Genomic DNA, 24,002 nt, shown 5'->3' with positions numbered 1-24,002 from the left:
GCCCGCGGACGCGCTGGCGGCGCTGACGGCGCTGTCGAAAGCCGCGCCGGGGATCGGCGGCCTCGACGGCCGTATGCTGGAACAGGCGATCGGCGCGGGCGACCTGATCACGGCGCGCGGCGTCGCGGCGCGTCTGTGGGACAGCGGCGACCGCCGGTTCGATGCCCAGATGGTGCTGCTGGTCGATGCGATGCGGCGGTCGGACTGGAAGGGCGCGCGGGCGCTGGTGGCGGCGCGCAGCGACAAGACGGGCGGCGATGCAATGGCGCGGCTGCTCCATCCCATGTTCAACGCCTGGATCGACGTCGGCCTGCGCGAAAGCCACGCCGAACGACATTTCGATACCGGGCCGGGCGATGCGCCGCGGCAACCCGCGCTCGCGCTGGAAGCGGCGCTGGTCCAGCTTGCGAGCAAGCGTCCGGCCGACGCGGTGGCGAGCGCCGACGCCGTCGTGCTGAGCGACCGGATGAGCCAGCTGGTCGCGCTGCGCCTGGCCGCGACATTCGATTCGGTGGGCGAGGGCGATGCCGCCAGGCGGCTGCGCGGCCGCGTCGCGCTGGCGGCCGGCGGGCGCGACGACCCGATGCTGCTGTTCCCCGATCGCGCCATTTCGGACCCGCGCAGCGGCGTTGCGCACTGGCTGGCGCTGCTCGGCGATATTTTTGCGCGTTCCCCCAATGGCGGCAATGGTATCGCGCTGTTGTTCGCGCGATCGGCGCACTGGCTCGACGATCAGGACCCCGCGGTCCGCTCCGCGCTGGTCGAGGCGTTGGCGCAGGGCGAGCGGCGCGATGCGGCGATCGCCCTGCTGGCCGAAGGCCGGGGGCCGTTGCTGCCGGTGATGGCGATGCGCCGCGCCGAATTGCTGGCCGACGCGGGCGAGCTTCCCGCCGCCGCGCGCACGGCGGCGACGGCGGTGAAAGACGACAGCGCCCCGCGCAGCCTGTTGCTGCGTTTTGCCGACCTGTCACGCCGGACCGAGGACAAGGCGCTGGCCGAACAGGCCTATGCGAGGCTCGACAATGCGCTGGGCAGCGGGGCCGACGATGTGGCTTTGCGCGCGATGCTGCTGATCGCGCGTGCCGACCTGAAATTGCAGGCCAACGACTGGAGCGCGGCCGAGCCCCTGATCGAGCGGGCCGTGTCGCTGCGCCCCGACGATGCCTCGGTGCTGAACTTTGCCGGCTATTCGGCGCTCGAACGGCGGCGCGATATCGACCGGTCGCTGGCGCGGATCGAGGCGGCGTGGAAGCGCGAGCCCGACAATGCCAGCATCACCGATTCGCTCGGCTGGGCCTATTTCCTGACCGGCCGCATCGCCGAAGCCGTCGGACTGCTGGAAAAGGCGCAGCAGGGCGAACCCGGCAATGCGGTCATTGTCGAGCATCTGGGCGATGCCTATTGGCGGGCCGGACGGCGTTTCGAGGCGCGTTATACCTGGCGCGCCGCCGCGCTCATCGCCGAAGAGGGCATGGCGGGCAGGGTCGATGCCAAGCTGCGCGACGGGCTGACCACGGCGACCGTCGCGCCATGAGCGGGGCGATGCGCGAAACCGGCTGGGCGAAGGTCAATCTGGCGCTGCACGTCCGCGCGCGACGCCCCGACGGCTATCACATGATCGAGACGCTGTTCGCCTTTGTCGATGCGGGCGATGCGATTTCCGCGTCCCCGGCCGACGCCGACCGGTTGACGATCACCGGCGAGTTTTCCGGCGGATTGAGCGCGGGTGACGATAATCTGGTACTGCGCAGCCTGGCGCTGCTGCGTGCGCGCTTTGGCGCCGCGCGTATCCCGCCGCTTGGCGTGACGCTCGACAAAAGCCTGCCGGTCGCGGCGGGAATAGGCGGCGGATCGGCCGATGCCGCCGCAATGGCGCGGCTGGTGCGCGATCATTTCGTCCCCGAAGTCGGCGAAGCCGCGCTGGCCGCGCTGGTGGCGCCGCTTGGCGCCGATGTCGCCGCCTGCGTCGCGAGCCGCACCTGCCTTGGCACCGGAACGGGTGACGAACTGAGCCCGGCGCCCGCCGCCGCGCTTGTCGGAATGCCGATCCTGCTGGTGAACCCGCGCCAGCCCGTCGCGACCGGGCCGGTGTTCGCCGCCTGGGACGGGATCGATCGCGGGCCGCTGTATATCGGGCACGACCCCCGCGCCGAACTGATCGGCGCGCGCAATGATCTGCAGCGCCCGGCGACCGCCGAATGTCCGGCGATCGCGGAGGTGTTGCTGGAACTCGGCGGGCTTGGCCCGTGGCTGGCGCGCATGTCGGGATCGGGGGCGACCTGCCTTGCGCTGTTCGATGCCGCCGCCCGGCGCGACGCGGCGGCGGTGCGGCTGGCGGAGGTGCGCCCGGACTGGTGGCAATTGGCGGGAGCATTGCGATGATCGAGGGATGGCGCCAGTTGGGACGTCCGCGCGCCGACGGTATTTTGCTGATCGCCGACCATGCCTCGGCCCATGTTCCCGACGACATCGACCTGGGCATCGATCCGGCGCTGCTCGCCAATCACATCGCGATCGACATCGGGGTCGCCGAGGTGGCGGCGTTGCTGGTCGAGGATGGCGTGGTCGATGCCGCGATATTGGGCGGGGTGTCGCGACTGGTCGTCGATTGCAATCGCGAGCCCGATGCCCCCGGTGCGGTTCCCATCGCCAGCGACGGCCATGCGATTCCGGGCAACGCGCTGGACCATGCCGGGCGCGAGGCGCGGCTGGCGCGCTTTTTCCATCCCTATCACGCCCGGATTGCGGCGGTTGTCGCCAGCGCCCGGCCGGCGATGATCCTGTCGTTGCACAGTTTTACCCCGTCGCTCGCGAGCGATCCCGAACAGCAGCGTCCCTGGGAGGTGGGGGTGCTGTACAATGAGGATACACGGCTCGTCCCGGCTGCGATCGCGGCCTTGACGGCGGCGGGGCTGACGGTCGGCGACCAGCTTCCCTATTCGGGCAAGCTGCTCAACGCGACGATGAACCGCCATGCCGAGGCGAATGACATCCCCTATGTCGGCATCGAAATGCGCCAGGATCTGGTTGCCGACGCCGCGGGGCAGCGGCGTTTTGCCGCGCATCTGGCGAAAATGTGCAAGGATGCAGCGTTGAAACTCGCCGCATAGGTGTGTAGAGGCGCATCGAAACGCCATTTTTCGAAATAATATTACTCGGAGCTCTCTCAATGCCTTCTTATCGTTCGCGCACGACCACCCATGGCCGCAACATGGCCGGCGCGCGCGGTCTGTGGCGCGCGACCGGAATGAAGGACAGCGATTTCGGCAAGCCGATCATCGCGGTCGTCAACAGCTTTACCCAGTTCGTTCCCGGCCACGTCCACCTGAAGGATCTGGGTCAGATGGTCGCGCGCGAGATCGAGGCGGCAGGCGGGGTCGCCAAGGAATTCAACACGATCGCGGTCGATGACGGTATCGCAATGGGGCATGACGGCATGTTGTACAGCCTGCCGAGCCGCGACCTGATCGCCGACAGCGTGGAATATATGGTCAATGCGCATTGTGCCGATGCGATGATCTGTATTTCCAACTGCGACAAGATCACCCCCGGGATGCTGATGGCGGCGCTGCGCATCAATATTCCGGTCATTTTCGTGTCGGGCGGCCCGATGGAAGCGGGCAAGGTGGTGCTGAAGGGCAAGGAGGTCGCGCTCGATCTGGTCGATGCGATGGTTGCCGCCGCCGACGAGACGTACAGCGACGAAGAGGTCACGGCGATCGAACAGGCGGCGTGTCCGACCTGTGGTTCCTGTTCGGGGATGTTCACCGCCAACTCGATGAACTGCCTGACCGAGGCGCTGGGGCTGTCGCTGCCCGGCAACGGATCGCAGCTTGCGACCCACGCCGACCGCAAGATGCTGTTTCTTCGCGTCGGTGCGATGATCGTCGAAATGTGTCGCCGCTATTATGAGGAAGAGGATGAGCGGGTGCTGCCGCGCAGCATCGCCAATTTCGAAGCCTTTGAAAATGCGATGAGCCTCGACATCGCGATGGGCGGATCGACCAATACGGTCCTGCACCTGCTCGCCGCGGCGCACGAAGGCGGCATCGATTTCACCATGGCCGACATCGACCGCCTGTCGCGCCGTGTCCCCTGTCTGTCAAAGGTCGCCCCGGCGAAAAGCGACGTGCATATGGAGGATGTCCACCGGGCGGGCGGGATCATGGCGATTCTGGGCGAGCTGGAGCGCGGCGGGTTGATCCACGCGCACCTGCCGACGGTGCACAGCGCGACGCTGGGCGACGCGCTCAACAAATGGGACATCACGCGTACCAACGATCCCGATGTTCAGAAATTCTATCTGGCGGCGCCCGGCGGGGTTCCGACCCAGACCGCCTTCAGCCAGGATCGCCGCTGGGACAGCCTGGACCTTGACCGCGAAAATGGCGTCATTCGTTCCGTCGAACATGCGTTCAGCAAGGATGGCGGGCTGGCGGTGCTGTCGGGCAATATCGCGCTCGACGGCTGTATCGTGAAGACCGCCGGGGTCGATGAGAATATCCTTCGCTTTTCCGGCCCCGCCAAGGTGTTCGAAAGCCAGGATGCGGCGGTCAGCGGAATTCTGACCGGACAGGTCGTCGCGGGCGACGTCGTCGTCATCCGATATGAAGGGCCCAAGGGCGGGCCGGGGATGCAGGAGATGCTGTACCCCACCAGCTATCTGAAATCCAAGGGACTGGGCGCCGCCTGTGCGCTGATCACCGACGGGCGCTTTTCGGGTGGCACGTCGGGGCTGTCGATCGGCCATGTGTCGCCCGAAGCGGCCGAAGGCGGCGCGATCGGGCTGGTCGAAAATGGCGACCGGATCGAGATCGATATTCCGGGCCGGACGATCGAACTGGTCATATCGAGCGAGGAACTCGCCGCCCGCCGGGCCGCGATGGAGGCAAGGGGCGAGGCGGCATGGCAGCCCGAAAAGCCGCGCCCGCGCAAGGTTTCGGTAGCACTTCAGGCCTATGCCGCAATGACGACCAGCGCGGCGCGGGGCGCGGTGCGCGATCTGTCGCAACTGAAAAGGGGGTAGGGTGGCGAGATCGATCAGGGCGGCATGGCTGATGCCGCTGTTGCTGGTGGCGGGATGCGACCGGGCGCCGGACAATGGCGAACTGGCCGCCGCCGAAGCCCGCGGGTCGCGCGATGCGGCGGCGAACGGCCGCATCGACTGCGCGCTGGAGGGCGCCGAGCTGTTCGATCGCACCTGTACGCTGGAAGAGATGAGCAGCGCCGAAGGGACCGTGCTGATCGTCGGGCGCGAAACGACCGGATATCGCCGCTTGCGGATCGCGACCGACGGCAGCGGGGTTGTCGCGGCCGACGGGGCCGAACCGGCGAAGGTGGCCATTGTCGGCGACGGCATGATCGAGGTGACGGTCGGGGCCGACCGCTATCGCCTGCCCGCCAATACCAAGGGCGCGAAATAGCGCGCGCGACGCCGCAGCGCGAAGTGGGGCGACTTTTACGCGGCGGCTGCTAGGGTCGCGGCATGTCCTTTCCCGCCGATGCCCCCATCCTGACAAGCGAAGCGATGCGCGCGGCCGAGGCAGCGTGCGCGGCCGATGGAACGCCATTATCGGAACTGATGGACCGGGCGGGCGCGGCGGTCGCCGACATGGCGTGGCGCGTCGGCGCCGGGGCACCGGTGCTGGTGCTTTGCGGTCCCGGAAACAATGGCGGCGACGGCTATGTCGCGGCGCGGCTGCTCGCCGCGCACGGCGCCGCGGTGCGGGTCGCGGCGCTGGCGCCGCCCGCGACCGATCTGGCCGGCGCGGCGTGCGCGCGCTGGAGCGGGGCGGTGGAGGCGATCGAAAGCGATCTGATGGGCGCGCCGGTGATCGTCGATGCGCTGTTCGGCGTCGGGCTGACGCGGCCGCTGGCGGCGGATCTGGCCGCGGTGCTGCGCGGTTTTTCCGGGCGGCGGATCGTTGCCGTCGATGTGCCGAGCGGGGTCGATGGCGATGCGCGGCGGGACTGGCGCGCGCCCTTGCCCGCGCATGTCACGATCGCGCTTGGCGCGCTCAAGCCCGCGCATGTGCTGCTGCCCGCCGCCGCCGATTGCGGAACGGTGCGGTGCGCGAGCATCGGTATCGACGCAGGGTCGGCGATGCGCAGCCTGCCGCTCGCCGCGCCCCGCATTCCGGGCGCGGCGGCGCACAAGTTCAGCCGCGGCATGATGCTGGTCCGCGCCGGGCCGATGGCAGGGGCGGCGGCGCTGGCGGCGGGCGCCGGGCTGCGCGCCGGGGCGGGCTATGTGATCCTGTGCGGTGCGCACGCCGCGCCCTTTGCGGCGGTGATCGCCGAGGATGGCGATGGTTATGATATGCGGCTCGCCGATCCGCGGCTGGGGGCGGTGGTGCTGGGGCCGGGCTATCCGGCGGGCGCAGCGCTCGATCGCGACGTCGCCGCGGCGCTCGATGCGGGAAAGCCGCTGATCCTCGATGCGGCGGCGATCGCGGCGGCGCTGCCCCGTCTCGGCAAGGGGGGAATGCCGCCGACCATCATGACGCCCCATGAAGGCGAATTTGCGCGCGCCTTTCCCGGCCTGTCCGGCAACAAGATCGACCGCGCGATGGCGGCGGCGGCCGCCACCGGGGCGGTGATCGTCCACAAGGGCGCCGATACGGTGATCGCGGCGCCCGATGGGCGGGTCGCGGCGGCGTGGCCGGGCACGCCCTGGCTGGCGACGGCGGGCACCGGCGATGTGCTGGCGGGAGCATGCGGGGCGATGCTGGCGGGCGGCGCCGATGCTTTTGACGCGGCGGTCGCCGCGGTGCGCTGGCATATCGCGCGCGCCGCGCGTATAGGCCCCGGCCTTGTCGCCGACGATCTGATTGGGAAGTGAAATGACCGAGACTGCGCTGATCGAGCGTATTGCCGCGCGCGGAGACGGCGTGACCGGCGACGGCCGCCATGTCGCGGGCGCGGTTCCCGGCGATCGGATCGGCCCCGATGGCGCGATCATCCCCGGTCCGAACCGCGCCGATCCGGTCTGCCGCCATTTCGGAAAATGCGGCGGCTGCCAGTTGCAGCATGTCGCCGAGGCGGCGCTCGCCGATTTCGTGCGCGACCGGGTCGCGGGCGCGCTCGCGGCGCAGCAGGTGCGGGCGGGCGAGATCGCGCCCGCGCAGCTGTCGCCGCCGCAGAGCCGCCGCCGCGCCGCGCTGACCGCGCTGAAAGCGGGCAAGCAGGTCGCGATCGGTTTCAACGCGGCACAGAGCAACCAGATCGTCGATATGCGCGAATGCCCGCTGCTGCATCCCGACCTGTTCGCGCTGGTCGCCCCGGTGCGGGCGCTGCTGGGCACGATCGCGCCGCAGCGGCGGCCGGTGAAGGTCAAGATGCAGATGCTCGACCAGGGTGTCGAACTGATCCTGGAGGGCGTGAAGGCCGAAGGGCTCGATGCCGCAATGGCGCTTCAGGATTTTGCGGGCGCCCATGCGCTGGCGCGGCTGGCGGTCGATCAGGGCGACGGGCTGGAAACCCTGTGGCAGCCCGAACCGCCGACGGTACGCTTTGGCGACATATCGGTCGAAGTGCCGCCCTTTGCCTTTTTGCAGGCGACGGCGGCGGGGCAGGCGGCGCTGGTTGCGGCGGTGCGCGATGCGATCGGCGACGCGGCGGCGGTCGCCGACCTGTTCGCAGGCGTCGGCACCTTTGCGTTGTCGGTGCAGCCGGGGCGCAAAGTCTATGCCGCCGAAGGCGCGCGCGATGCCATCGCGGCGCTGACGGGGGCGGCAAACCGCGCCGGCGCGCTGGTCGCGACCGAGCATCGCGACCTGTTCCGCCGTCCGCTGGTTCCCGCCGAGCTCAACCGTTTCGGCGCCATCATTCTTGATCCGCCGCGCGCCGGGGCGGAGGAGCAGGTAAAGCAACTCGCGGGCTCGGCGGCGCCGGTCGTCGCCTATGTCAGCTGCAACCCGGCGAGCTTTGCGCGCGATGCGAAAATGCTGGTCGCGGGCGGATACACGCTGGATTGGGTGAGGCCCGTCGGCCAGTTCCGCTGGTCGACCCATGTGGAACTGGCCGCGCGTTTTTCGCGGGCCTGATGGTTCCGCCTTCCGATCGGAAGGCGGCGATCAGTGCAGCACGAATGCCATGAAGGCGTGGATGCACAAGGCCAGTAGCGGCACGCTGGCGAGGATGAATACCGCAAAGCGCCACAGGACGCGGTTGCTTGTCACCTGGATCAGGCTGTGGACGATGCGCAGCCCTACATAGGCCCAGGCGAGCTGCGCGTTGAGGCCGTCCCCCATGCCGCCCACGGCCAGCGCGAGCGCCACCGCATAGAACAGCGTCGGCTGTTCCATCAGGTGGTTGTAATTATGCGCTTTCCACTGGACGTTCGGCGGCAGCATCTCGTCGAGGCTTTTGCCCGTCGTGCCGACCAGATTGACCGCATCGATCTTGGCGCGCTGCATGGCGGGAATGCGGGTGGCATACATCCAGAACCACATCACCATCGTCCACAGCGCCAGCGCCGCGACGGGCCCCAATATGGCGTTTCCTTCCATATGGCGTCTCCCTCAGCCCAGCGTCGCGATGACGGCGAGCGCCGACAGGGCGAACAGGCACAAGGTCGACAGGAGGAAGATGCCGAAGCGCAACGGGATGCGGTTTACCGTCGCCTGCCACAGGCTGTGCACGATGCGCAGCACGACATAGGCCCAGGCAAGGCCGCGCGTCAGGTCGGTCGATCCGCCCGACAGGTGCAGAAAGACGATCACCGCGTAAAAGAGCGTCGGCTGTTCGAGCAGGTGGGTGTAATTGTGCGATTTCCAGTTGGTCGCGGGCGGCAGCGCGCCCTCCAGATCGACGCCGCGACCGCCTGGCGGTGCGGTGTTGATGTCGACCCCGGCCTTGGCCATCGCCGAGAAACGTGTGGCGGCCATCCAGAAAAGCATGATGAGCGTCCAGAGCGCCAGAACGGCGCCGGGAGCGAGTAGGCTCTCGGGCATAATTCCCCCTTTCGTTGCGGCGCCTTGCTGACGACCGCGCAGGCGGGGATGCTAGGGTCTGCGTGGCAAGATGCAACGCATTATCTCGCCCTTTCGTTTCGGTTCAGTTCGGAGCGGATCGCATCGCCGTCACCGTCCACTTTCGGCGCGAAGCCCAGGTCGCGAGACGGTGCCGCGCCGAAGCGGACCGGGGGCTGCATTTCGTCGAACGCGCCGACGTCGGGATGGGTGCGCCGCCGGAAGAAGCCGGTCGCGACCAGATGGGGGTCGTCCTTGATATTCTGAAGATCGCGCGCCGCCATGGCGGGAATATCGTTTTCGGCGAACAGTGCCAGCCAGTCGGCATTGGTCCGTGCCGGGGTCTTGCGCGCAATTTCGGCATAGACCAGCGGCATATGCTGCCCCTTTTCCTTTGCGGCTGCGAACGCGGGGCTGGTGAGCAGATCGGCGCTGCCGAGCAGCGTCAGCAGCCGCGCGGTCGATTCCGGGGTATAGGGCACGATGGCGAGGTGGCCGTCCGCCGTCGGAAACGGCTGGCGGGTCGGGTCGAGCTGGCGCGGATAGCCCGCCGGGCCGATCGGCGGTTCGAGCGCGGCGTCGCGCAGATGTTCGGTCAGCATGAAGGCAGCGAAACATTCGAACATCGGCACTTCGACCGCCTGGCCTTCGCCGGTGCGCAATTTGTGGACGAGCGCGGCCAGGATCGCCTGAGCGCCGAACTGGCCGGCGATCTTGTCGGCGATCAGCGAGGGGAAATAGCGCGGGCTGGGGTCGCCATCGACCCGCGGCAGCAGGCTGGTGGTGCCGGTCGCGGCCTGGATGACATCGTCATAGGCCTGCAGATCGGCATAGGGGCCGTCCTGGCCAAAGCCGGTGCCATGGACATAGATGATGTCGGGTTTGAGCGCCCGGCAGGCGGCATAGTCGAAGCCGAGGCGGGCGATCGCCTTGCCCCGGACGTTGTGGAAAAAGACATCGGCGCCCGCGATCAGATCGCGCAATAGCGCCGCATCCTCCGGCTTTTTGAGGTCGAGCGCGATCGACCGCTTGCCCCGGTTCACGGTCAGATGGATCGACCCCATGGTGGGATCGGGAATGCCACTGCCGAGGTAGCGAGAGACGTCGCCGATGCCGGGGGTTTCGACCTTGATCACCTCGGCCCCGAGGTCGGCGAGCATCTGCGTCGCATAGGGGCCGAAGATCACCGTGGTGAGGTCGATGATGCGGATACCTTCGAGCATGGTCATTATCGCCGGCCCCCGCCCACATGGCTTTCGGTCGCATCATCTGGTGCCTGCGGCATCATGCCCGCCTTTCTGTATCGGATCGATGGCCGAGGATAGAATAGTTGCAGATGGAAACGGAAGGGGAAAAGCGCCGCGCGCTGCAACCGTTGCATCGAGGGGGCTTGTTTATGACTGACCAGTCAGTTATAAATGCGCCATGCCACGCCAGATACCCGACGATCGTGATGAAACCATCTTTCGCGCCGCGCGCGAAGTCTTTGCGGCGCAGGGCTTCGCCGCCGCGCGCATGGACGATATTGCGAAGGCCGCCGGGCTGTCGAAAGCGACGCTCTATCTGCACTTCGCCTCGAAAGAGGAGCTGTTCTTTGCGCTGACGCAGGAGCTGATCGACCGGATGCTACCAGTCGTCATCCCGTCGGACATCGGCGATGTGCCGGCGCCCGCGCTGATCCGCCAGATCATCGGCACCGCGATGCAGCAGGTAACGCGCCCCGACGTGGCGCTGGTGCCGCGGTTGGTGATCGGCGAGGGCAACCGCTTTCCCGATCTGGTCGCTTATTATCAGGAACATGCCGTGTCGCGCATCCATCACGCGCTGCAAACGATCATCGAACATGGCGTCGCGCGCGGCGAGTTTCGCGCCGTCGATGCGCGCAACAGCGCGCGCAGCATCATGGGCGGGATCATCGTCACCGCGATCTGGAAAACCGTTCTGGAACCCGCGGGCGCGGACAGTGTCGATGTCGAGGCGATGGCCGATGCGCATGTCGCGATGGTGCTCGGCGGGTTGCAGGTCGAAGCCGGAGCCGGATCATGAAAGCATCGCCCAAGCTCGCCATTCCCCTGGTCCTTGTCGTGCTGGGCGGGGCCGCCGCCTGGTACGCCTGGCCGCAGGCGTCGGAGCCGACGTGGCTGGGCTATGTCGAGGGGGAGGCGGTCTATGTGTCCGCGCCGCAGGGCGGGATACTCGCCTCGCGCGCGGTCGATCGCGGCGCGCGGGTGAAGGCGGGCGATCCGCTGTTCGCGCTCGACGCGGAGACGGGGCAGGCCGATCTGGCGCAGCTCGAGGCGAGCGAGCGTGCAGCCGAAGCGCAGCGCGCCGACCTGGCGCAGCAGCGGCAGCGGCAGGCCGAGCTTGATATCACGCGCGCCAATATGGCGGCCGCCCAGGCGCAGTCGGTGAAGGCGCAAAAGGATTATGACCGCGTGGCGGCGCTGGCCGGGCGCGGTTTCGTGTCGAAGGCGGCGCTCGATTCGGCGCGCGCGGCGCGCGATGTGGCGCGCGCCAATGTCGCCCAACTGGCCGCGCAGGAGCGTGCGGGCGAAATTACGGCGGGACGGATCGATCAGCAGCGCGCAGCGGCCGCGCAGGCCCTCGGCGCCGCGGCGGCGGTGCGCGGCCAGCGCAAACGAGTCAGCGACCTTGCGCCGGTGGCGCCCGCGACCGGGCAGGTCGAACAGACCTTCTTCAACCCCGGCGAGGTGGTGCCGGCGGGCAATCCGGTGGTGTCGATCATCCCCGACGACCGCCGCAAGCTGCGCTTTTTCGTTCCCGAAACGCGGCTGGCGGCGATGAAGATCGGCGCCGCGATCCGCTATCGCTGCGACGCCTGCGGCGGTGAACGCCGCGCGACCATCCGCTATATTGCGCCGCGCGCCGAATTCACGCCGCCGGTCATCTATAGTGAGCAAGCGCGCGCCAAGCTGGTGTTCATGGTCGAGGCCAGCCTGCCCGTCACCGACGATCCGCTGCCGCTGGGCCTGCCGGTCGAGGTCGTCGCGCAATGACCGCGGCGATCGACGTCCATGGCCTGACCAAGCGGTTTGGCGGGGGCACGGTTGTCGATCAGGCGAGCTTGCGGGTCGATGCCGGGCGGATCTGCGGCTTTCTGGGGCCCAATGGATCGGGCAAGACGACGACGCTGCGGATGATCTGCGGCTTGCTGATCCCCGATGCGGGCGGCGGCACGGTGCTGGGGCTCGACCTTGGGCATGATCGCCAGGCGATCAAGCGCCAGATCGGCTATATGACCCAGAAATTCGGGCTGTTCGGCGACCTCAGCATCCGCGAGAATCTGGATTTCGTGGCGCGCGTGTACAGCCTCGACCGCCGCCGCGCGCGCGTCGATGCGGCGCTCGAACAGTTGGGGCTCGCGACGCGCGCCGATCAGCTCGCGGGCAAATTGTCGGGCGGGTGGAAACAGCGGCTCGCGCTGGCCGCCTGTATCCTTCACGAACCGCGCATCCTGCTCCTCGACGAACCGACCGCCGGGGTCGATCCCCAGGCGCGGCGCGAATTCTGGGACCAGATCCACGACCTGGCCAAGCAGGATATGACCGTGCTGGTGTCGACCCATTATATGGACGAGGCCGAACGCTGCCACGAAATTGCCTATATCGCCTATGGCCGGATGCTGGCGCGCGGGACGACCGAGGAAGTGATCGCCGCATCGGGGCTTTATGCGCTGACCGGTGAAGGTCCGGGCGCCGACCGGCTGGCGCGCGAGATAGAGGGGCTTCCCGGCGTCAGCCTTGCCGCGCCCTTTGGCACCCGCCTGCATGTTTGCGGGCCCGATCCCGACGCCTTGCGGCGCGCGGTGGCGCCGTGGGACGGCCGCGTCCATTGGAAAGCCTCGACGCCGACGCTCGAGGATGTCTTCATCGACCTGATGCAAAACGCCACCGACAATAGCGTGGTGGTGAACTGATGCCCGGCTGGCTCGACCGCATCGGCGCGATGATCTTCAAGGAAGTGCGGCAGATGCTGCGCGATCCCGGCACCATCGCGATCATGTTCGCGATGCCGCTGATGCAGATGCTGATTTTTGGCTATGCGATCAACGGCGATCCCCGCCACCTGCCACTGGCGATCGAAATCAACGATCATTCGGCCTTCACCCGCTCGATCGACGCAGGTCTGCGCAACAGCAGCTATTTCGACGTCACCCATGTCGTCACCCGGCGGGGAGAGGGGGAGGCGCTGATCGAAAGCGGCAAGGTGCAGTTCCTGGTGACCATTCCCGCCGATTTTTCGCGCGATCTGGTGCGCGGCGCGCGGCCGCAACTGCTCGTCACCGCCGATGCCACCGACCCGTCGGCGACCGGCAATGCGCTGGGCGCGCTGCGCGAAACCGTCGAGCGCGCGCTCGCCCGCGACCTGATCGGCCCCCATGCGGCGCTGGCCGCGCGCGCCGGGCCGGTCGATCTGGTCATCCACCGCAGCTATAATCCCGAGGCGATCACCAGCCATAATACCGTGCCCGGGTTGCTCGCGGTGATCCTGTCGATGACGATGGTGATGATGACCGCATTGTCCGTGACGCGAGAGAATGAGCTGGGGACGATGGAAAATCTGCTCGCCATGCCGCTGCGCCCGTTCGAGGTGATGGTCGGCAAGATCGCCCCCTATCTGGTCGTCGGTCTGGTCCAGACGGTCGTGGTCTTCATTCTGGCATGGCTGATCTTTTCGGTGCCCTTCGCAGGCTCCGTGCTGCTGACGCTGTCGGCGGCGCTGCTGTTCAGCGCGGTCAGCCTGGCGCTCGGCTTTTGCATCTCGACCATCGCGCAAAACCAGGTGCAGGCGATCCAGATGAGCTTTTTCTATATGCTGCCGAGCATCCTGCTGTCGGGCTTCATGTTCCCGTTTCGCGGCATGCCGCAATGGGCGCAGTGGATCGGCGAGGTGCTGCCGACGACGCATTTCATGCGCATCCTGCGCGGCGTGATGCTGAAAGGGTGGGACGCCGCCTATGCGCTGCCCGAAATCGGCATCCTGCTGCTGACGCTGCTGGTGCTCGGGGCGGTGGCGATTTTCCGTTACCGCGACACGGTGGGCTGACCCACCGCATCGCGGGTTAGGGATCTTCAGAACAGCTTGGTGACGGTCGCGCTGCGGCGTTCCTGTTCGACTTCGCCGGTGTAAAGGCTTGCCATCGGCTCGTCGCTGACGACGTGAATTTCCTCGGCGCCAAAGCCGTTGAACTTGGTCCGCATCGCGCAGCCATAGGCGCCGAGCATGCCGATCTCGATGAAGTCGCCCGCCTTCACATCCGCCGGGAGGTAGAAGGGGCCGGCCATATGGTCGAGATCGTCGCAGGTCGGGCCATAGAAGCTGTAGGCGACATCTTCGGCCTCGCTCTCGCCGTCGCGCAGCAGGCTGACGGGGAAGCGCCAGCCGACATGCGCGGCGTCGAACAGCGCGCCATAGGCGCCGTCGTTGATGTACAGTTCCTCGCCGCGCCGCTTTTCGACGCGCACGATCAGCGAGCTATATTCGGCCGACAGCGCGCGGCCCGGTTCGCACCAGAGTTCGGCCGAATAGCTGATCGGCAGGCTTTCAAAGCTGCGGTGGATCGTCTCGAAATAGGCGTCGAGCGGCGGCGGCTCCATGCCCGGATAGGAGGAGGGGAAGCCCCCGCCGACATCGACGATGTCAACCGTCACCGATGCCGCGACGATCGCGGCGCGGACGCGCTCCATCGCCTGGGCATAGGCGTGCGGGGTCATCGCCTGGCTGCCGACGTGAAAACAGATGCCCAGCGCATCGGCCGCCTGGCGGGTGGCCATCAGCAGTTCGGCGACATCCTCGGGCTCGGCGCCGAACTTGGCGGCAAGGCTGAGCTTGGAATGGTCGGACGAAACGCGCAGACGCACGAGCAGGTTGAGGTCCTGAGCGCCTTCGGTCGCGCGGACGATCTTTTCCAGCTCTTCCATCGTGTCGAGCGAGAAGGTGCGCACGCCATGTTTCCAATAGGCCTCGGAAATCGCTTCCTCGGCCTTCACAGGATGCATGAAGCAAAGCGTCGCTTCGGGCAGCGCGCGCGCGAGCAGCCGGACCTCGGCGATCGAGGCGACGTCATAATGGGTGACGCCCGAATCCCACAGCACGCGCAGCAGATCGGGCGACGGATTCGCCTTGACCGCGTACATGGTGGTGCCGGGAAATCGCTCGATGAAGAAACGCGCTGCGCGCCGCGCGGCATGCGGGCGGACAAGCGTAACAGGTTCGACCGGCGAAAGTGCCTGAATCAGCCCGTGGGCGCTATGATGCTGGTGCAATGCAAGGGACCCCCAAAGGTAAAGTTAAACATCCAAGGCTGCCTTGCGGTTATTGGAAGTCCCCCTGGGGCAGCGGGGGGCGATATATTAACGGGGGGTCCCCCTGTAAAGACCCAATTGCGCAATTTCGGGATGCAGCGGCCGCACCCGCGCTAAACCGGGGCAGAGCTGCGTTCAGGGGTGGGCGCGGGGCGTCGAGCGGGGCGTATGCGTGCGCCCGATATCGCCATTCCTGCGCCATTTTGCGATCGAAAATCGACTCGCCAGTCAGGCAAGCTCTGCATTTTCGCCGGGCCCGATATGGGCCGCGGTCAGGCGGGGCGTAGGCGACTCGTCAGGCGCTGAAAGTCATTTCGGCGCGTTCATGGCTCTCCGCCTCGGCGTCGATGGCGGCAAGCGCGGGGCGCGTCATCACGAAGCTGCCCGAAAAGCCGTCGATCGACCAGCGCCCCTCGACGCGCCGCCCGTCGGGGGTGAGCGTGCCTTCATAGGCCACGAAATGGGCATAGGCGCCGTCGCCGTCATAATATTTGCCAAAGGCGACGGCGGTGTCGGTCCGGGTTCCGCGAATGGCGGCGCGTTCGTCGGCGCCAGGCAGCAGGTCCGATTTTTCGGTCGTGCTTCCCGACAACGCGCCGCGCTGTTCGCTGATCACCGCGACAAACTCCCTCGGCGGTTCCCAGGGCGACGGATAGCGATAGCTTCCCGTCCACATTCCGGTCATGTCGAGGGGATCGCTCATCAGCTCAATCGCGTCTTGAAATCCTCATAGCCGAATTCGCGGACCAGCCGGAGTTCGTCGGTTTCGCTGTCCCACAGCCAGATCGACGGCAGGGGAACGCCATTGAATGTGTTCGTCTTGACCATCGAATAATGCGCCTGGTCGAGGAAGGCGAAGCGCTGGCCGATGCGCGCGCCGCCGGGCAGACGATAATCGCCGATCACGTCGCCCGCCAGGCATGACGGTCCGCCGAGCCGGGTGATCGGGCCGCTCGTTTCCTCTCCCAGCATCGCCGGGCGATAAGGGGCCTCGATCACGTCGGGCATGTGGCAGGTCGCGCTGATGTCGGTGATGCCGATCGGCATGCCATTGTCGAACAGGTCGAGGATTTCGCCGACCAGCAGACCGGCATCGAGCGCCACCGCTTCTCCCGGTTCGATCATCACGTCGCAATCGGTCGCGGCGCGCACCTGTTTCAGAAAGGCGATCAGATCGTCGATCTGATAATCGCTGCGCGTGACATGGTGGCCGCCGCCGAAATTGATCCATTTCAGGCGGCCGAAAAAGGGGCGCAGCATCGGTTGTACCGCGTCCCAGGTGCGCGCGAGCGGCGGGAAATCCTGTTCGCACAGCGTGTGCATATGGACGCCATCGACGCCTTCCATATGTTCGGGGAGCAGCTGGCTGACGGGAAAGCCCAGGCGGCTGCACGGCGCGGCGGGGTCATATTTCGCGACCTCGCCCTCGCTGTGCATCGGGTTGATACGCAGGCCGATGTCAAAGCGTTCGCCCTGGGCGCGCAATGCGTCGAGCAGGGGCCGAAAGCGCGTAATCTGGCCGGGCGAGTTGAAGATCAGATGATCCGACAGGCGCGCGATTTCCGGCAGGTCGGCGGCCTTGTAGCCGGCGCAATAGGTTGCAACCTCGCGATCGCCGTCGGGGCCGGCATATTCCTGGCGACCCAATCGGGCCTCGAACAGGCCCGATGCGCAGACCCCGTCGACATGCGCGGCAACGGTCGGGCCGAGCGACCACATCGAAAAGGCCTTGAGCGCGGCGAGCACACGGGCGCCCGATGCGTCGCCGATGCGGCGCAGCACCGACAGGTTCGCCCGCACTTTCGCCGCATCGACGACGAAGGCGGGTGACGGTACGCGGCTGAGATCGAAGCGCGCAAAGGCTCCGGGGTCGCCGGCACGGGTTTCCATAATCGCTCGCTCCTGATGGGCCCGTTCGGCCCGCTATGGTCGTGTGACGGTCCGGCGGCGGGTGGCGCCGTTCGACCGCTGATCGAAAATCGCGCTGACCTAGCACAAAAGCAGCGCCATCATAGAGCGATGCTTGGCGTTTCGCGTCCGACGCCAGAGGCCGCACGTCGCGCGGTCGCGCGGCAAAGGGTTTCGAAGCGCCATTGTTGGACGATTCGAAACCCTGTTTATCCTGGATGAACTACGCGCTGGCGCGGCGTCGATACTGTCCCGTCCGGCCTAGAAATCGAGTGGCGCGTCGAGTTCCTTTACCTGCCAGGGCAGGCCGTGCTTGTTGAGCATGTCCATGAAGGGGTCGGGGTCCATCTGTTCCATGTTGAACACCCCGTCGCCCGACCAGGTACCAGTGACCATCATCGCCGCGCCGATCATCGCCGGGACGCCGGTGGTATAGCTGACCGCCTGGTTGCCGGTTTCGGCATAGGCGTCCTCATGGTCGCAGATATTGTAGAGATAGAGCGTCTTTTCCTGGCCGTCCTTGCCAAGGCCGGTGGCGATGACGCCGATATTGGTCTTGCCCTTCGTCGTTTCGCCGAGGCTCGACGGTTCGGGAAGCACGGCTTTCAGGAATTGCAGCGGGATGATCTCCTTGCCTTCATAGATCACCGGGTCGATGCGCGTCATGCCGACATTCTGGAGCACGGTGAGGTGCTGGATATAGGCATCGCCGAAGGTCATCCAGAAACGGATGCGGCGGATTTCGGGCAGGTGCGTCTTCAGGCTTTCGATTTCCTCATGATACATGAGGTACATATTCTTCGGCCCCACCGCCTCGAAGTCAAAGCTCTGCTTCACCGACATCGGCGGGGTTTCGACCCAGTCGCCATTTTCCCAGTGGCGCGCCACCGCGGTAACTTCGCGGATATTGATTTCCGGGTTGAAGTTGGTCGCGAAATGCTGGCCATGGTCGCCGCCGTTGCAGTCGAGAATGTCGAGCGTGTCGATGCGCTCGAAATGATGCTTCTTGAGCCAGGTGGTGAAGACGCTGGTGACGCCGGGGTCGAAACCCGAACCCAGCAGTGCCATCAGCCCGGCCTGTTTAAAGCGGTCCTGATAGGCCCATTGCCAGTGATATTCGAACTTCGCCTCGTCGCGCGGTTCGTAATTGGCGGTGTCGAGATAATGCGCGCCGGTGGCCAGGCACGCCTCCATGATCGTCAGATCCTGATAGGGCAGGGCGAGGTTCACGACATGCGTTGCGCCAATGTCGCGGATCAGCGCGGCGGTCGCCTCGATATCGTCGGCATCGACCTCGGCGGTGTCGATGGTGACGCCGGTGCGGGCCTTGACCGATTCGGCGATCGCGTCGCATTTGAACTTGCGGCGGCTGGCGAGGGTGATGGCGGGAAAGATGTCGGCATTCATCGCCATCTTGTGAACCGCGACCGATCCGACGCCGCCTGCGCCGATCACCAAAACCTTGCTCATCGAAAATCTCCTGTGGCGGCGCGACGCCGCTTGCCTTGTCTGACCGGGCATATAGGACGAAGACATGACAGAACAAAGCCCCGATCCCCGGATGCTGGCATCGCGCGTTCCATCGCTGTCGGGGGTGGAGCGCGCCGCCGACAAAGTGGCCGAAATCCTGCCGATGACGCCGCTTTTGCCGCTGGATGTCGCGGGGCGCACCATCTGGTGCAAAGCCGAATGCCTGCAACCCGTCGGCGCCTTCAAGATTCGCGGCGCGTGGCACCGGCTGACCGATCTGACCGCGGACGATGCCGCGGCGGGGGTGGTTGGGGTGTCGAGCGGCAACCATGCCCAGGGGGTCGCCTGGGCCGCAAAACGGCTGGGCATTCGCGCGACGATCGTGATGCCCAGCAACGCGCCGCAGATGAAACTGGCGGCGACCCGCGCGCTGGGGGCAGAGGTGGTGCTGTACGACCGCGTCACCGAATCGCGCGACGCGGTGGCGGCCGAACTGATCCGCGAGCGCGGCGGAGTTTTGGTCCACGCCTATGGCGACCCGTGGATCATCGAGGGGCAGGGGACGGCGGGGCTGGAGGCGCGTGCGCAGATGCGGGCGCGCGGGATCGACGGTCCCGACCGGATCGTTGCCTGTTGCGGCGGCGGCGGGCTGACCGCGGGGCTGGCGCTGGCCTGCCCCGATGCGATCGTCACGGCGGTCGAGCCCGAAGGCTGGGACGATGTCGCCCGATCGCTGGAGGCGGGCGAGATCCTGTCGGTCCGCGACATGCGCTATCCCACCGAATGCGATGCGTTGCAGACCCCGGAGACCTGGCCGATCAATTTTGCGGTGCTCCAGGCGCGCGGGGTGCGCGGGGTGGCGGTGACGCGCGAAGAGGTGCGCCATGCCATGCGCGTCGTGTTCGAGCGGCTGCACCTGGTCGTCGAGCCTGGCGGTGCGGCGGCGCTGGCGGCGGTCCTTGCGGGCAAGGTCGAGATAGGCGACGCGACGCTGGTGACATTGTCGGGCGGCAATGTCGATCCGCAGCTTTATGCCGAGATACTGGCGGGATAAGGGTTGCGGAACAGGGCGTTCCGCACGGTGTTGATACGGGTGAAGGGAGAAGCAAATGCAAGGCAAGACGATCCTGATCACGATGGCCGCGCTCGCGCTTGCGGGATGCGAAAAGGCCGAGGCGCCGGCCCCGGCCGACGCGCAGAAGGCGCCCGCATCGACGATCGCCGATGGCGCGGATTCCGCCTCCGCCACACCGGCCGAGGCGGCCCACCGCTTTGCGAGCTGGGCCGGAAAATGGACCGGTGTCGAAGGCATGTATGTCACCATCACCCCGGCAGAGCCCGGAAAATACCGGTTGGAGATGCAATCCGATCTCGACACGAAGGGCGATTATGAAGGCACCGATGGCGAACATGGCATCGGGTTCGAACGGGGCGGCGAGCAACTGTCGCTGCGTCGCGGCAGCGGCGATGAAACCGGGCTCAAATATCTGGCCGGAAAGACCGAATGCCTCGTGGTAAAGGCGGGCGAAGGCTATTGCCGCGATTGAGCTGGTGGCGAAAGGGGGAAGCGTGACCGAGGTCAATACCGCCGCCGCCGCGGACCGGGCGGAAATCGCCGAAACGCTGGCGCAGGCGTTCCAGACCGATCCGGCCCTGAGCTGGATATTGCCCGATGCGGCGCACCGGGCGCGCGCGCTGCGCAGCCTTTTCGGGACGCTGGTCCCTGCCGACATGCGCGCGGGACTGGCGCTGCGGACGTCGGGCGGCGAGGCCGCGTCGCTGTGGCGCGCGCCGGGACGCGCGCACAGCGGGACGATGGAGTTTCTGCGCACCGTCGTTCCGCTGATCGGTGCCTTCGGCATGGCGTTGCCGCGCGGGCTGAAGGTGCAGGCCGGGATCGACGCCCACCGGCCCGCTGGCCCTTATTGGTACCTTCACTATGTTGGGGTGCGCAGCGCGCATCAGGGTAAGGGGCACGGCGGCCGGATCATCCGGGCGCAGACCGCGGTTGCGGATCGCGAGGGACTGCCATGCTGGCTCGAAACGGCGACGCCGATCAATCTGCCGCTGTATGAACGGTTGGGATTCGTCACCCAGGTCGAATGGGACGTGCCGGGCGGCGGCCCGCATTTCTGGGGGATGATGCGGCCCCCGGCGGCCTAGTCGAACCCGACGAAGCGCACCGCGTCGGCCACTGGCTTGCGGTTCGACACGACGGCGTTGGCCGGGAACTGCTGATCGGGCCAGCCCATGGCGACACAGATCATGATGAGCTGATCGTCGGGGATCTGCGCATGTTCGCGCACCACGGGGCTTTGCATGATCCCCTGGCTGTTGATCACGCAGCCAAGCCCGCGCGACCAGGCGGCATTGACCAGCGCATTCGTGACCGCGCCGCAGTCGAAGGGCGCAATATCGCTGCCCAGCAGCACGCGGTCATAAGTGACGACGATGCTGACCGGGGCATCGAACTGCCGAAAACCGCGCAGAACCCAGTCCTGGCGGGCATCGCGGTCGTCGCGTTCGATGCCCATCGCGCCGAACAATTGCTTGGCGATTTCGATCTGGCGACCGCGATGCTCGTCGGGCACCTTGTCGAAGCGGCGAAATTCGCGGCTGTCGGGATTGCCTGCCAGAATGCCGTCGGTATTCCCGCGACGGATTGCGTCGAGCGGCGCGCCGGTGACGACCGAGAAGTTCCAGCACTGATTGTTGAAGGATGATGGCGCGCGCATCGCGACCTCGATGATCTCGGCGATCAGCGCCTTCGGAACGGGTTTGTCCAGAAAACCGCGGATCGACCGGCGTCCGCAGACGACTTCGTCATAGCTCATCATGCTTGTCGCTCGCTGTGCGTTGCTGAAGTTCGGCAAGGGCCAGCCATTCGGGATCGTCGAACAGCTGAAAATCGAGCGGGAACGCCTGTTTTCCGGCCAGAACCCTGTTGAGATTTTCCATGAATTCCGATGCGTCGGGCGTATAGAACCGCCATTCGCGGGCACCGTTTTCGGTCACGACCGCGACGCCGGAGCCCCAATATCGTTCGTGGTCGGAAGCGTCGAGAATGGCATCTTCGAATTCGACCATCCGGTCGAGCGTCTCGTCGTCGGGGAAGGTGCCCGCGCTGGCGTCGGCATATTGCCAACGGACGATGACGAGATTGGAAAAGAGCGCCTTGTCGGCGTTCGAGGGCATTCCGCTTCGGTAACGGGCCAGAATGGGACCGTTCGGTCCCATTCCTTTTGCCATGACCCAATCGTCTGTGGGGAAAATGCCCGGCTCGCTCACGCCGCCTTCTGAAGCTGCAGTTCGAGCCGATCCCAGATTTCCACGAGCGCCTGCGTCAACTCGCGCATCATCGCTTCATCATGCGCCGGACCCGGCGTGAAGCGCAGGCGTTCGGTGCCGCGCGGCACGGTCGGGAAATTGATCGGCTGCACATAGACGCCATATTCGGCGAGCAATATGTCGCTGATCTTCTTTGCGCGTACCGGGTCGCCGACCATCAGCGGGACGATGTGGGTGACCGAATCCATCACCGGCAGGCCCGCGTCGCGGAAGCTTTTCTTCAGGAAAGCGGCGGCGGCCTGTTGGGCATCGCGCTCGACGCTCGATTGCTTGAGGTGGCGCACGCTTGCCAGCACGCCGGCGACGAGCACCGGCGACAGGCTGGTGGTGAAGATGAAGCCCGGAGCATAGCTGCGGATGACATCGACGATATTCTTGTCGGCGGCGATATAGCCGCCCATCACGCCGAACGCCTTGCCGAGCGTGCCTTCGATGATCGTCACCCGGCTCGCCGCTTCGTCGCGATCGGTGATGCCGCCGCCGCGCGGGCCGTACATGCCGACGGCATGGACCTCGTCGCAATAGGTGATGGCGTTATACTTGTCGGCAAGGTCGCAGATCGCGTGGATCGGGGCGATGTCGCCGTCCATCGAATAGACGCTTTCGAACGCGATGACCTTGGCCGCTTCGGGATCGTCGGCGGCCAGCATCTCTTCGAGATGGGCGAGGTCGTTATGGCGCCATACGCGCTTTTCACACCCCGAATTGCGGATACCCGCGATCATCGAGGCATGGTTGAGTTCGTCCGAATAGATGATGCAGTTCGGCAAAAGCTTTCCGAGCGTGCCGAGCGTCGCCTCGTTCGAAATATAGCCCGAGGTGAAAAGCAGCGCGCCTTCCTTGCCGTGCAGGTCGGCAAGTTCAGCCTCGAGGTCGACGTGATAATGGGTGTTGCCGCCGATATTGCGGGTGCCGCCCGACCCGGCGCCGACGTCGTGCAGCGCCTCTTCCATCGCGCCGAGCACCTTGGGGTGCTGGCCCATGGCCAGATAGTCGTTCGAGCACCAGACGGTAATCGGCTTTGGCCCATTGTGGCCGGCAAAGCAGCGCGCATTGGGGAAGGCACCCTTGTTGCGCAAAATGTCGATGAAGACGCGGTAACGGCCTTCCTCGTGAAGGCGATCGATGGCCCGGGCGAAAATATCGTTGTAGTTCACAATGCAGCCCCGCGGATTGTTCCAGCGCGTGCCGCTCCCTCCAGCGGCAGTGTTTCGCCGGGCAATAGCGTTGAAATTGGCCGAAATCCAGTGCGAACGATTCGCAGTCATGGGTCAAATTGTCCCAATCGGGCGAGCCGTAACGTCAAGCGGCGTCCAGCATAGCGCTACATCGCAACGATTGGCGGTTGGCGGCGCCGCGCCTAGGGTTCATGGGCGCATATCCTGGAAAACGAAGGAGCATCAGATGCTTGTGACCGTCCTGCGAATATTTCCGATGGCGCTGGGCGCGGCATGGCTGGTCGCTGCGCCGGCCGCCCCCTCGGTCGAACCGACGCGGGCGCCGTTCGACGCGGTTCGCGCGGATTGCGAGGATTTTCGCGGGGCGACCATCTGTTCCTATCAGGTGACGAAGCAGCGGGGCGACCGGGTTTGCGGGATACAACGCTATTTCGCGACCAACGCCTATTATTACCAGAGATTCGTGGCGACGGTGGACGGCGATGTCGCGCGGATTGCCAAGATCTGCGGCGATCCGGGGTCCGAAACCGACACATATTGCCGCGGACAGGCGCCCGATCATGCGAGCAAGGTCGGCTGGGGGACGTCGGATGCGCTGCTCGTCGCCTGCGAAGGCGGCCGCTATGACGCGAAAAGCGGGAAGGTGGTCGGTTGCACGGCGGAGGCGTCATCGGCGCCCGCGCATCGCGAAACCGATCTGCCGGCGCTGGTCGATGATTTGGACAGCGACGGTCCCGACACTGAAAATCTCGCCTGGTTGAAGCGCTGTGTCGCCGGGCAGGAGGATTAGGCGCCCAGCG

General features: G+C 66.3%; 25 protein-coding genes. 15 read left to right on the top strand and 10 right to left on the bottom strand.

Going from position 1 to position 24,002, the window contains the following annotated elements; translation table 11 throughout:
• The first annotated feature begins 73 nt into the window (after positions 1 to 73).
• The 7 genes from U0S50_RS05140 (at position 74) to U0S50_RS05110 (ending at position 8,045) form a co-directional block, all read left to right on the top strand.
• Positions 74 to 1,534, top strand: a complete 1,461-nt coding sequence (locus tag U0S50_RS05140; RefSeq protein WP_322307684.1) for a tetratricopeptide repeat protein — start codon at positions 74 to 76, stop codon at positions 1,532 to 1,534.
• A complete protein-coding gene (locus tag U0S50_RS05135) occupies positions 1,531 to 2,382 on the top strand; it encodes a 4-(cytidine 5'-diphospho)-2-C-methyl-D-erythritol kinase (RefSeq protein ID WP_322307683.1) in 852 nt (283 codons plus the stop codon). Before U0S50_RS05140 ends, U0S50_RS05135 begins: the two co-directional genes overlap by 4 nt.
• On the top strand, positions 2,379 to 3,110 hold the full coding sequence (locus U0S50_RS05130; protein ID WP_322307682.1) for an N-formylglutamate amidohydrolase: 732 nt from the start codon (positions 2,379 to 2,381) through the stop codon (positions 3,108 to 3,110). Before U0S50_RS05135 ends, U0S50_RS05130 begins: the two co-directional genes overlap by 4 nt.
• Positions 3,111 to 3,169: 59 nt before the next feature.
• Entirely contained in the window at positions 3,170 to 5,026 is a 1,857-nt protein-coding gene (ilvD, locus tag U0S50_RS05125) for a dihydroxy-acid dehydratase (RefSeq protein WP_322307681.1), read from the top strand.
• A gap of 1 nt (position 5,027) precedes the next feature.
• Positions 5,028 to 5,423 carry a hypothetical protein gene (locus U0S50_RS05120; protein WP_322307680.1) on the top strand — a complete coding sequence of 132 codons (396 nt, stop codon included), beginning with the start codon at positions 5,028 to 5,030 and terminating at the stop codon, positions 5,421 to 5,423.
• A 62-nt stretch (positions 5,424 to 5,485) separates the two neighbouring features.
• Positions 5,486 to 6,841, top strand: coding sequence for an NAD(P)H-hydrate epimerase (locus U0S50_RS05115; RefSeq protein WP_322307679.1), 1,356 nt, complete (start codon positions 5,486 to 5,488; stop codon positions 6,839 to 6,841).
• Between the two features lies 1 nt (position 6,842).
• Entirely contained in the window at positions 6,843 to 8,045 is a 1,203-nt protein-coding gene (locus tag U0S50_RS05110) for a class I SAM-dependent RNA methyltransferase (protein ID WP_322307678.1), read from the top strand.
• A 30-nt stretch (positions 8,046 to 8,075) separates the two neighbouring features.
• On the opposite strand, the gene U0S50_RS05105 is transcribed toward U0S50_RS05110, so the two are convergent.
• The 3 genes from U0S50_RS05105 to U0S50_RS05095 all read right to left on the bottom strand — a co-directional run bounded on the left by U0S50_RS05105 (position 8,076) and on the right by U0S50_RS05095 (position 10,201).
• Positions 8,076 to 8,510, bottom strand: a complete 435-nt coding sequence (locus U0S50_RS05105; protein ID WP_322307677.1) for an MAPEG family protein — start codon at positions 8,508 to 8,510, stop codon at positions 8,076 to 8,078.
• A gap of 12 nt (positions 8,511 to 8,522) precedes the next feature.
• Complete coding sequence (locus U0S50_RS05100) at positions 8,523 to 8,954, bottom strand: MAPEG family protein (RefSeq protein WP_322307676.1); 432 nt, start codon at positions 8,952 to 8,954, stop codon at positions 8,523 to 8,525.
• Positions 8,955 to 9,034: 80 nt separating this feature from the next.
• On the bottom strand, positions 9,035 to 10,201 hold the full coding sequence (locus U0S50_RS05095) for a CoA transferase (protein ID WP_322307675.1): 1,167 nt from the start codon (positions 10,199 to 10,201) through the stop codon (positions 9,035 to 9,037).
• Between the two features lie 196 nt (positions 10,202 to 10,397).
• Here U0S50_RS05095 and U0S50_RS05090 point away from each other — a divergent pair, with 196 nt between their 5' ends.
• Genes U0S50_RS05090 through U0S50_RS05075 form a run of 4 tightly spaced genes read left to right on the top strand, consistent with a single transcriptional unit; the run spans position 10,398 to position 14,039 of the window.
• On the top strand, positions 10,398 to 11,018 hold the full coding sequence (locus U0S50_RS05090; RefSeq protein WP_322307674.1) for a TetR/AcrR family transcriptional regulator: 621 nt from the start codon (positions 10,398 to 10,400) through the stop codon (positions 11,016 to 11,018).
• The gene (locus U0S50_RS05085) at positions 11,015 to 11,989 is read left to right on the top strand and encodes an HlyD family secretion protein (RefSeq protein WP_322307673.1); all 975 of its coding nucleotides are present in this window, start codon (positions 11,015 to 11,017) and stop codon (positions 11,987 to 11,989) included. The genes U0S50_RS05090 and U0S50_RS05085 overlap by 4 nt, the downstream gene beginning before the upstream one ends.
• Entirely contained in the window at positions 11,986 to 12,909 is a 924-nt protein-coding gene (locus tag U0S50_RS05080; RefSeq protein WP_322307672.1) for an ABC transporter ATP-binding protein, read from the top strand. The genes U0S50_RS05085 and U0S50_RS05080 overlap by 4 nt, the downstream gene beginning before the upstream one ends.
• Positions 12,909 to 14,039, top strand: a complete 1,131-nt coding sequence (locus U0S50_RS05075; RefSeq protein ID WP_322307671.1) for an ABC transporter permease — start codon at positions 12,909 to 12,911, stop codon at positions 14,037 to 14,039. The genes U0S50_RS05080 and U0S50_RS05075 overlap by 1 nt, the downstream gene beginning before the upstream one ends.
• Before the next feature lie 26 nt (positions 14,040 to 14,065).
• Here the strand turns inward: U0S50_RS05075 and U0S50_RS05070 are convergent, their stop codons facing one another.
• The 4 genes from U0S50_RS05070 to U0S50_RS05055 form a co-directional block, all read right to left on the bottom strand.
• Positions 14,066 to 15,259 carry a type III PLP-dependent enzyme gene (locus U0S50_RS05070; protein WP_322307670.1) on the bottom strand — a complete coding sequence of 398 codons (1,194 nt, stop codon included), beginning with the start codon at positions 15,257 to 15,259 and terminating at the stop codon, positions 14,066 to 14,068.
• Positions 15,260 to 15,593: 334 nt separating this feature from the next.
• Positions 15,594 to 16,001 (bottom strand): hypothetical protein, encoded by a 408-nt coding sequence (locus U0S50_RS05065; protein ID WP_322307669.1) that lies wholly within the window; start codon positions 15,999 to 16,001, stop codon positions 15,594 to 15,596.
• Positions 16,001 to 17,188: a carboxynorspermidine decarboxylase gene (locus U0S50_RS05060; protein ID WP_322307668.1), complete on the bottom strand. Its 1,188-nt coding sequence runs from the start codon at positions 17,186 to 17,188 to the stop codon at positions 16,001 to 16,003. Before U0S50_RS05060 ends, U0S50_RS05065 begins: the two co-directional genes overlap by 1 nt.
• A 279-nt stretch (positions 17,189 to 17,467) precedes the next feature.
• Positions 17,468 to 18,676, bottom strand: coding sequence for a saccharopine dehydrogenase family protein (locus U0S50_RS05055; RefSeq protein WP_322307667.1), 1,209 nt, complete (start codon positions 18,674 to 18,676; stop codon positions 17,468 to 17,470).
• Between the two features lie 64 nt (positions 18,677 to 18,740).
• On the opposite strand from U0S50_RS05055, the gene U0S50_RS05050 reads away from it, so the two are divergent.
• The 3 genes from U0S50_RS05050 to U0S50_RS05040 are packed head-to-tail and all read left to right on the top strand — an operon-like array spanning position 18,741 to position 20,839.
• Positions 18,741 to 19,730 (top strand): threonine ammonia-lyase, encoded by a 990-nt coding sequence (locus U0S50_RS05050; protein ID WP_322307666.1) that lies wholly within the window; start codon positions 18,741 to 18,743, stop codon positions 19,728 to 19,730.
• 55 nt (positions 19,731 to 19,785) lie between these two features.
• A complete protein-coding gene (locus U0S50_RS05045; protein ID WP_322307665.1) occupies positions 19,786 to 20,223 on the top strand; it encodes a hypothetical protein in 438 nt (145 codons plus the stop codon).
• A gap of 22 nt (positions 20,224 to 20,245) precedes the next feature.
• Positions 20,246 to 20,839 (top strand): GNAT family N-acetyltransferase, encoded by a 594-nt coding sequence (locus U0S50_RS05040; protein WP_322307664.1) that lies wholly within the window; start codon positions 20,246 to 20,248, stop codon positions 20,837 to 20,839.
• Here the strand turns inward: U0S50_RS05040 and U0S50_RS05035 are convergent.
• From U0S50_RS05035 to hemA, 3 genes are read right to left on the bottom strand one after another with little or no spacing between them, the layout of a single operon-like run.
• Positions 20,836 to 21,510, bottom strand: a complete 675-nt coding sequence (locus tag U0S50_RS05035) for a nitroreductase (protein ID WP_322307851.1) — start codon at positions 21,508 to 21,510, stop codon at positions 20,836 to 20,838. The genes U0S50_RS05040 and U0S50_RS05035 overlap by 4 nt on opposite strands.
• Entirely contained in the window at positions 21,500 to 21,925 is a 426-nt protein-coding gene (locus tag U0S50_RS05030) for a DUF695 domain-containing protein (RefSeq protein WP_322307663.1), read from the bottom strand. The genes U0S50_RS05035 and U0S50_RS05030 overlap by 11 nt, the downstream gene beginning before the upstream one ends.
• Positions 21,926 to 21,960: 35 nt before the next feature.
• The gene (gene hemA, locus U0S50_RS05025; protein WP_322307850.1) at positions 21,961 to 23,181 is read right to left on the bottom strand and encodes a 5-aminolevulinate synthase; all 1,221 of its coding nucleotides are present in this window, start codon (positions 23,179 to 23,181) and stop codon (positions 21,961 to 21,963) included.
• 247 nt (positions 23,182 to 23,428) lie between these two features.
• Between hemA and U0S50_RS05020 the strand changes: the two genes are divergently transcribed.
• Positions 23,429 to 23,992, top strand: coding sequence for a hypothetical protein (locus U0S50_RS05020; protein ID WP_322307662.1), 564 nt, complete (start codon positions 23,429 to 23,431; stop codon positions 23,990 to 23,992).
• The last annotated feature ends 10 nt before the right edge of the window (positions 23,993 to 24,002 follow it).

It is taken from the genome of Sphingopyxis sp., assembly GCF_034380315.1.
GTDB lineage: Bacteria > Pseudomonadota > Alphaproteobacteria > Sphingomonadales > Sphingomonadaceae > Sphingopyxis.
The sequence above is the reverse complement of the archived record's forward strand: the minus strand, read 5'-3'. Positions and strand labels throughout refer to the sequence as shown.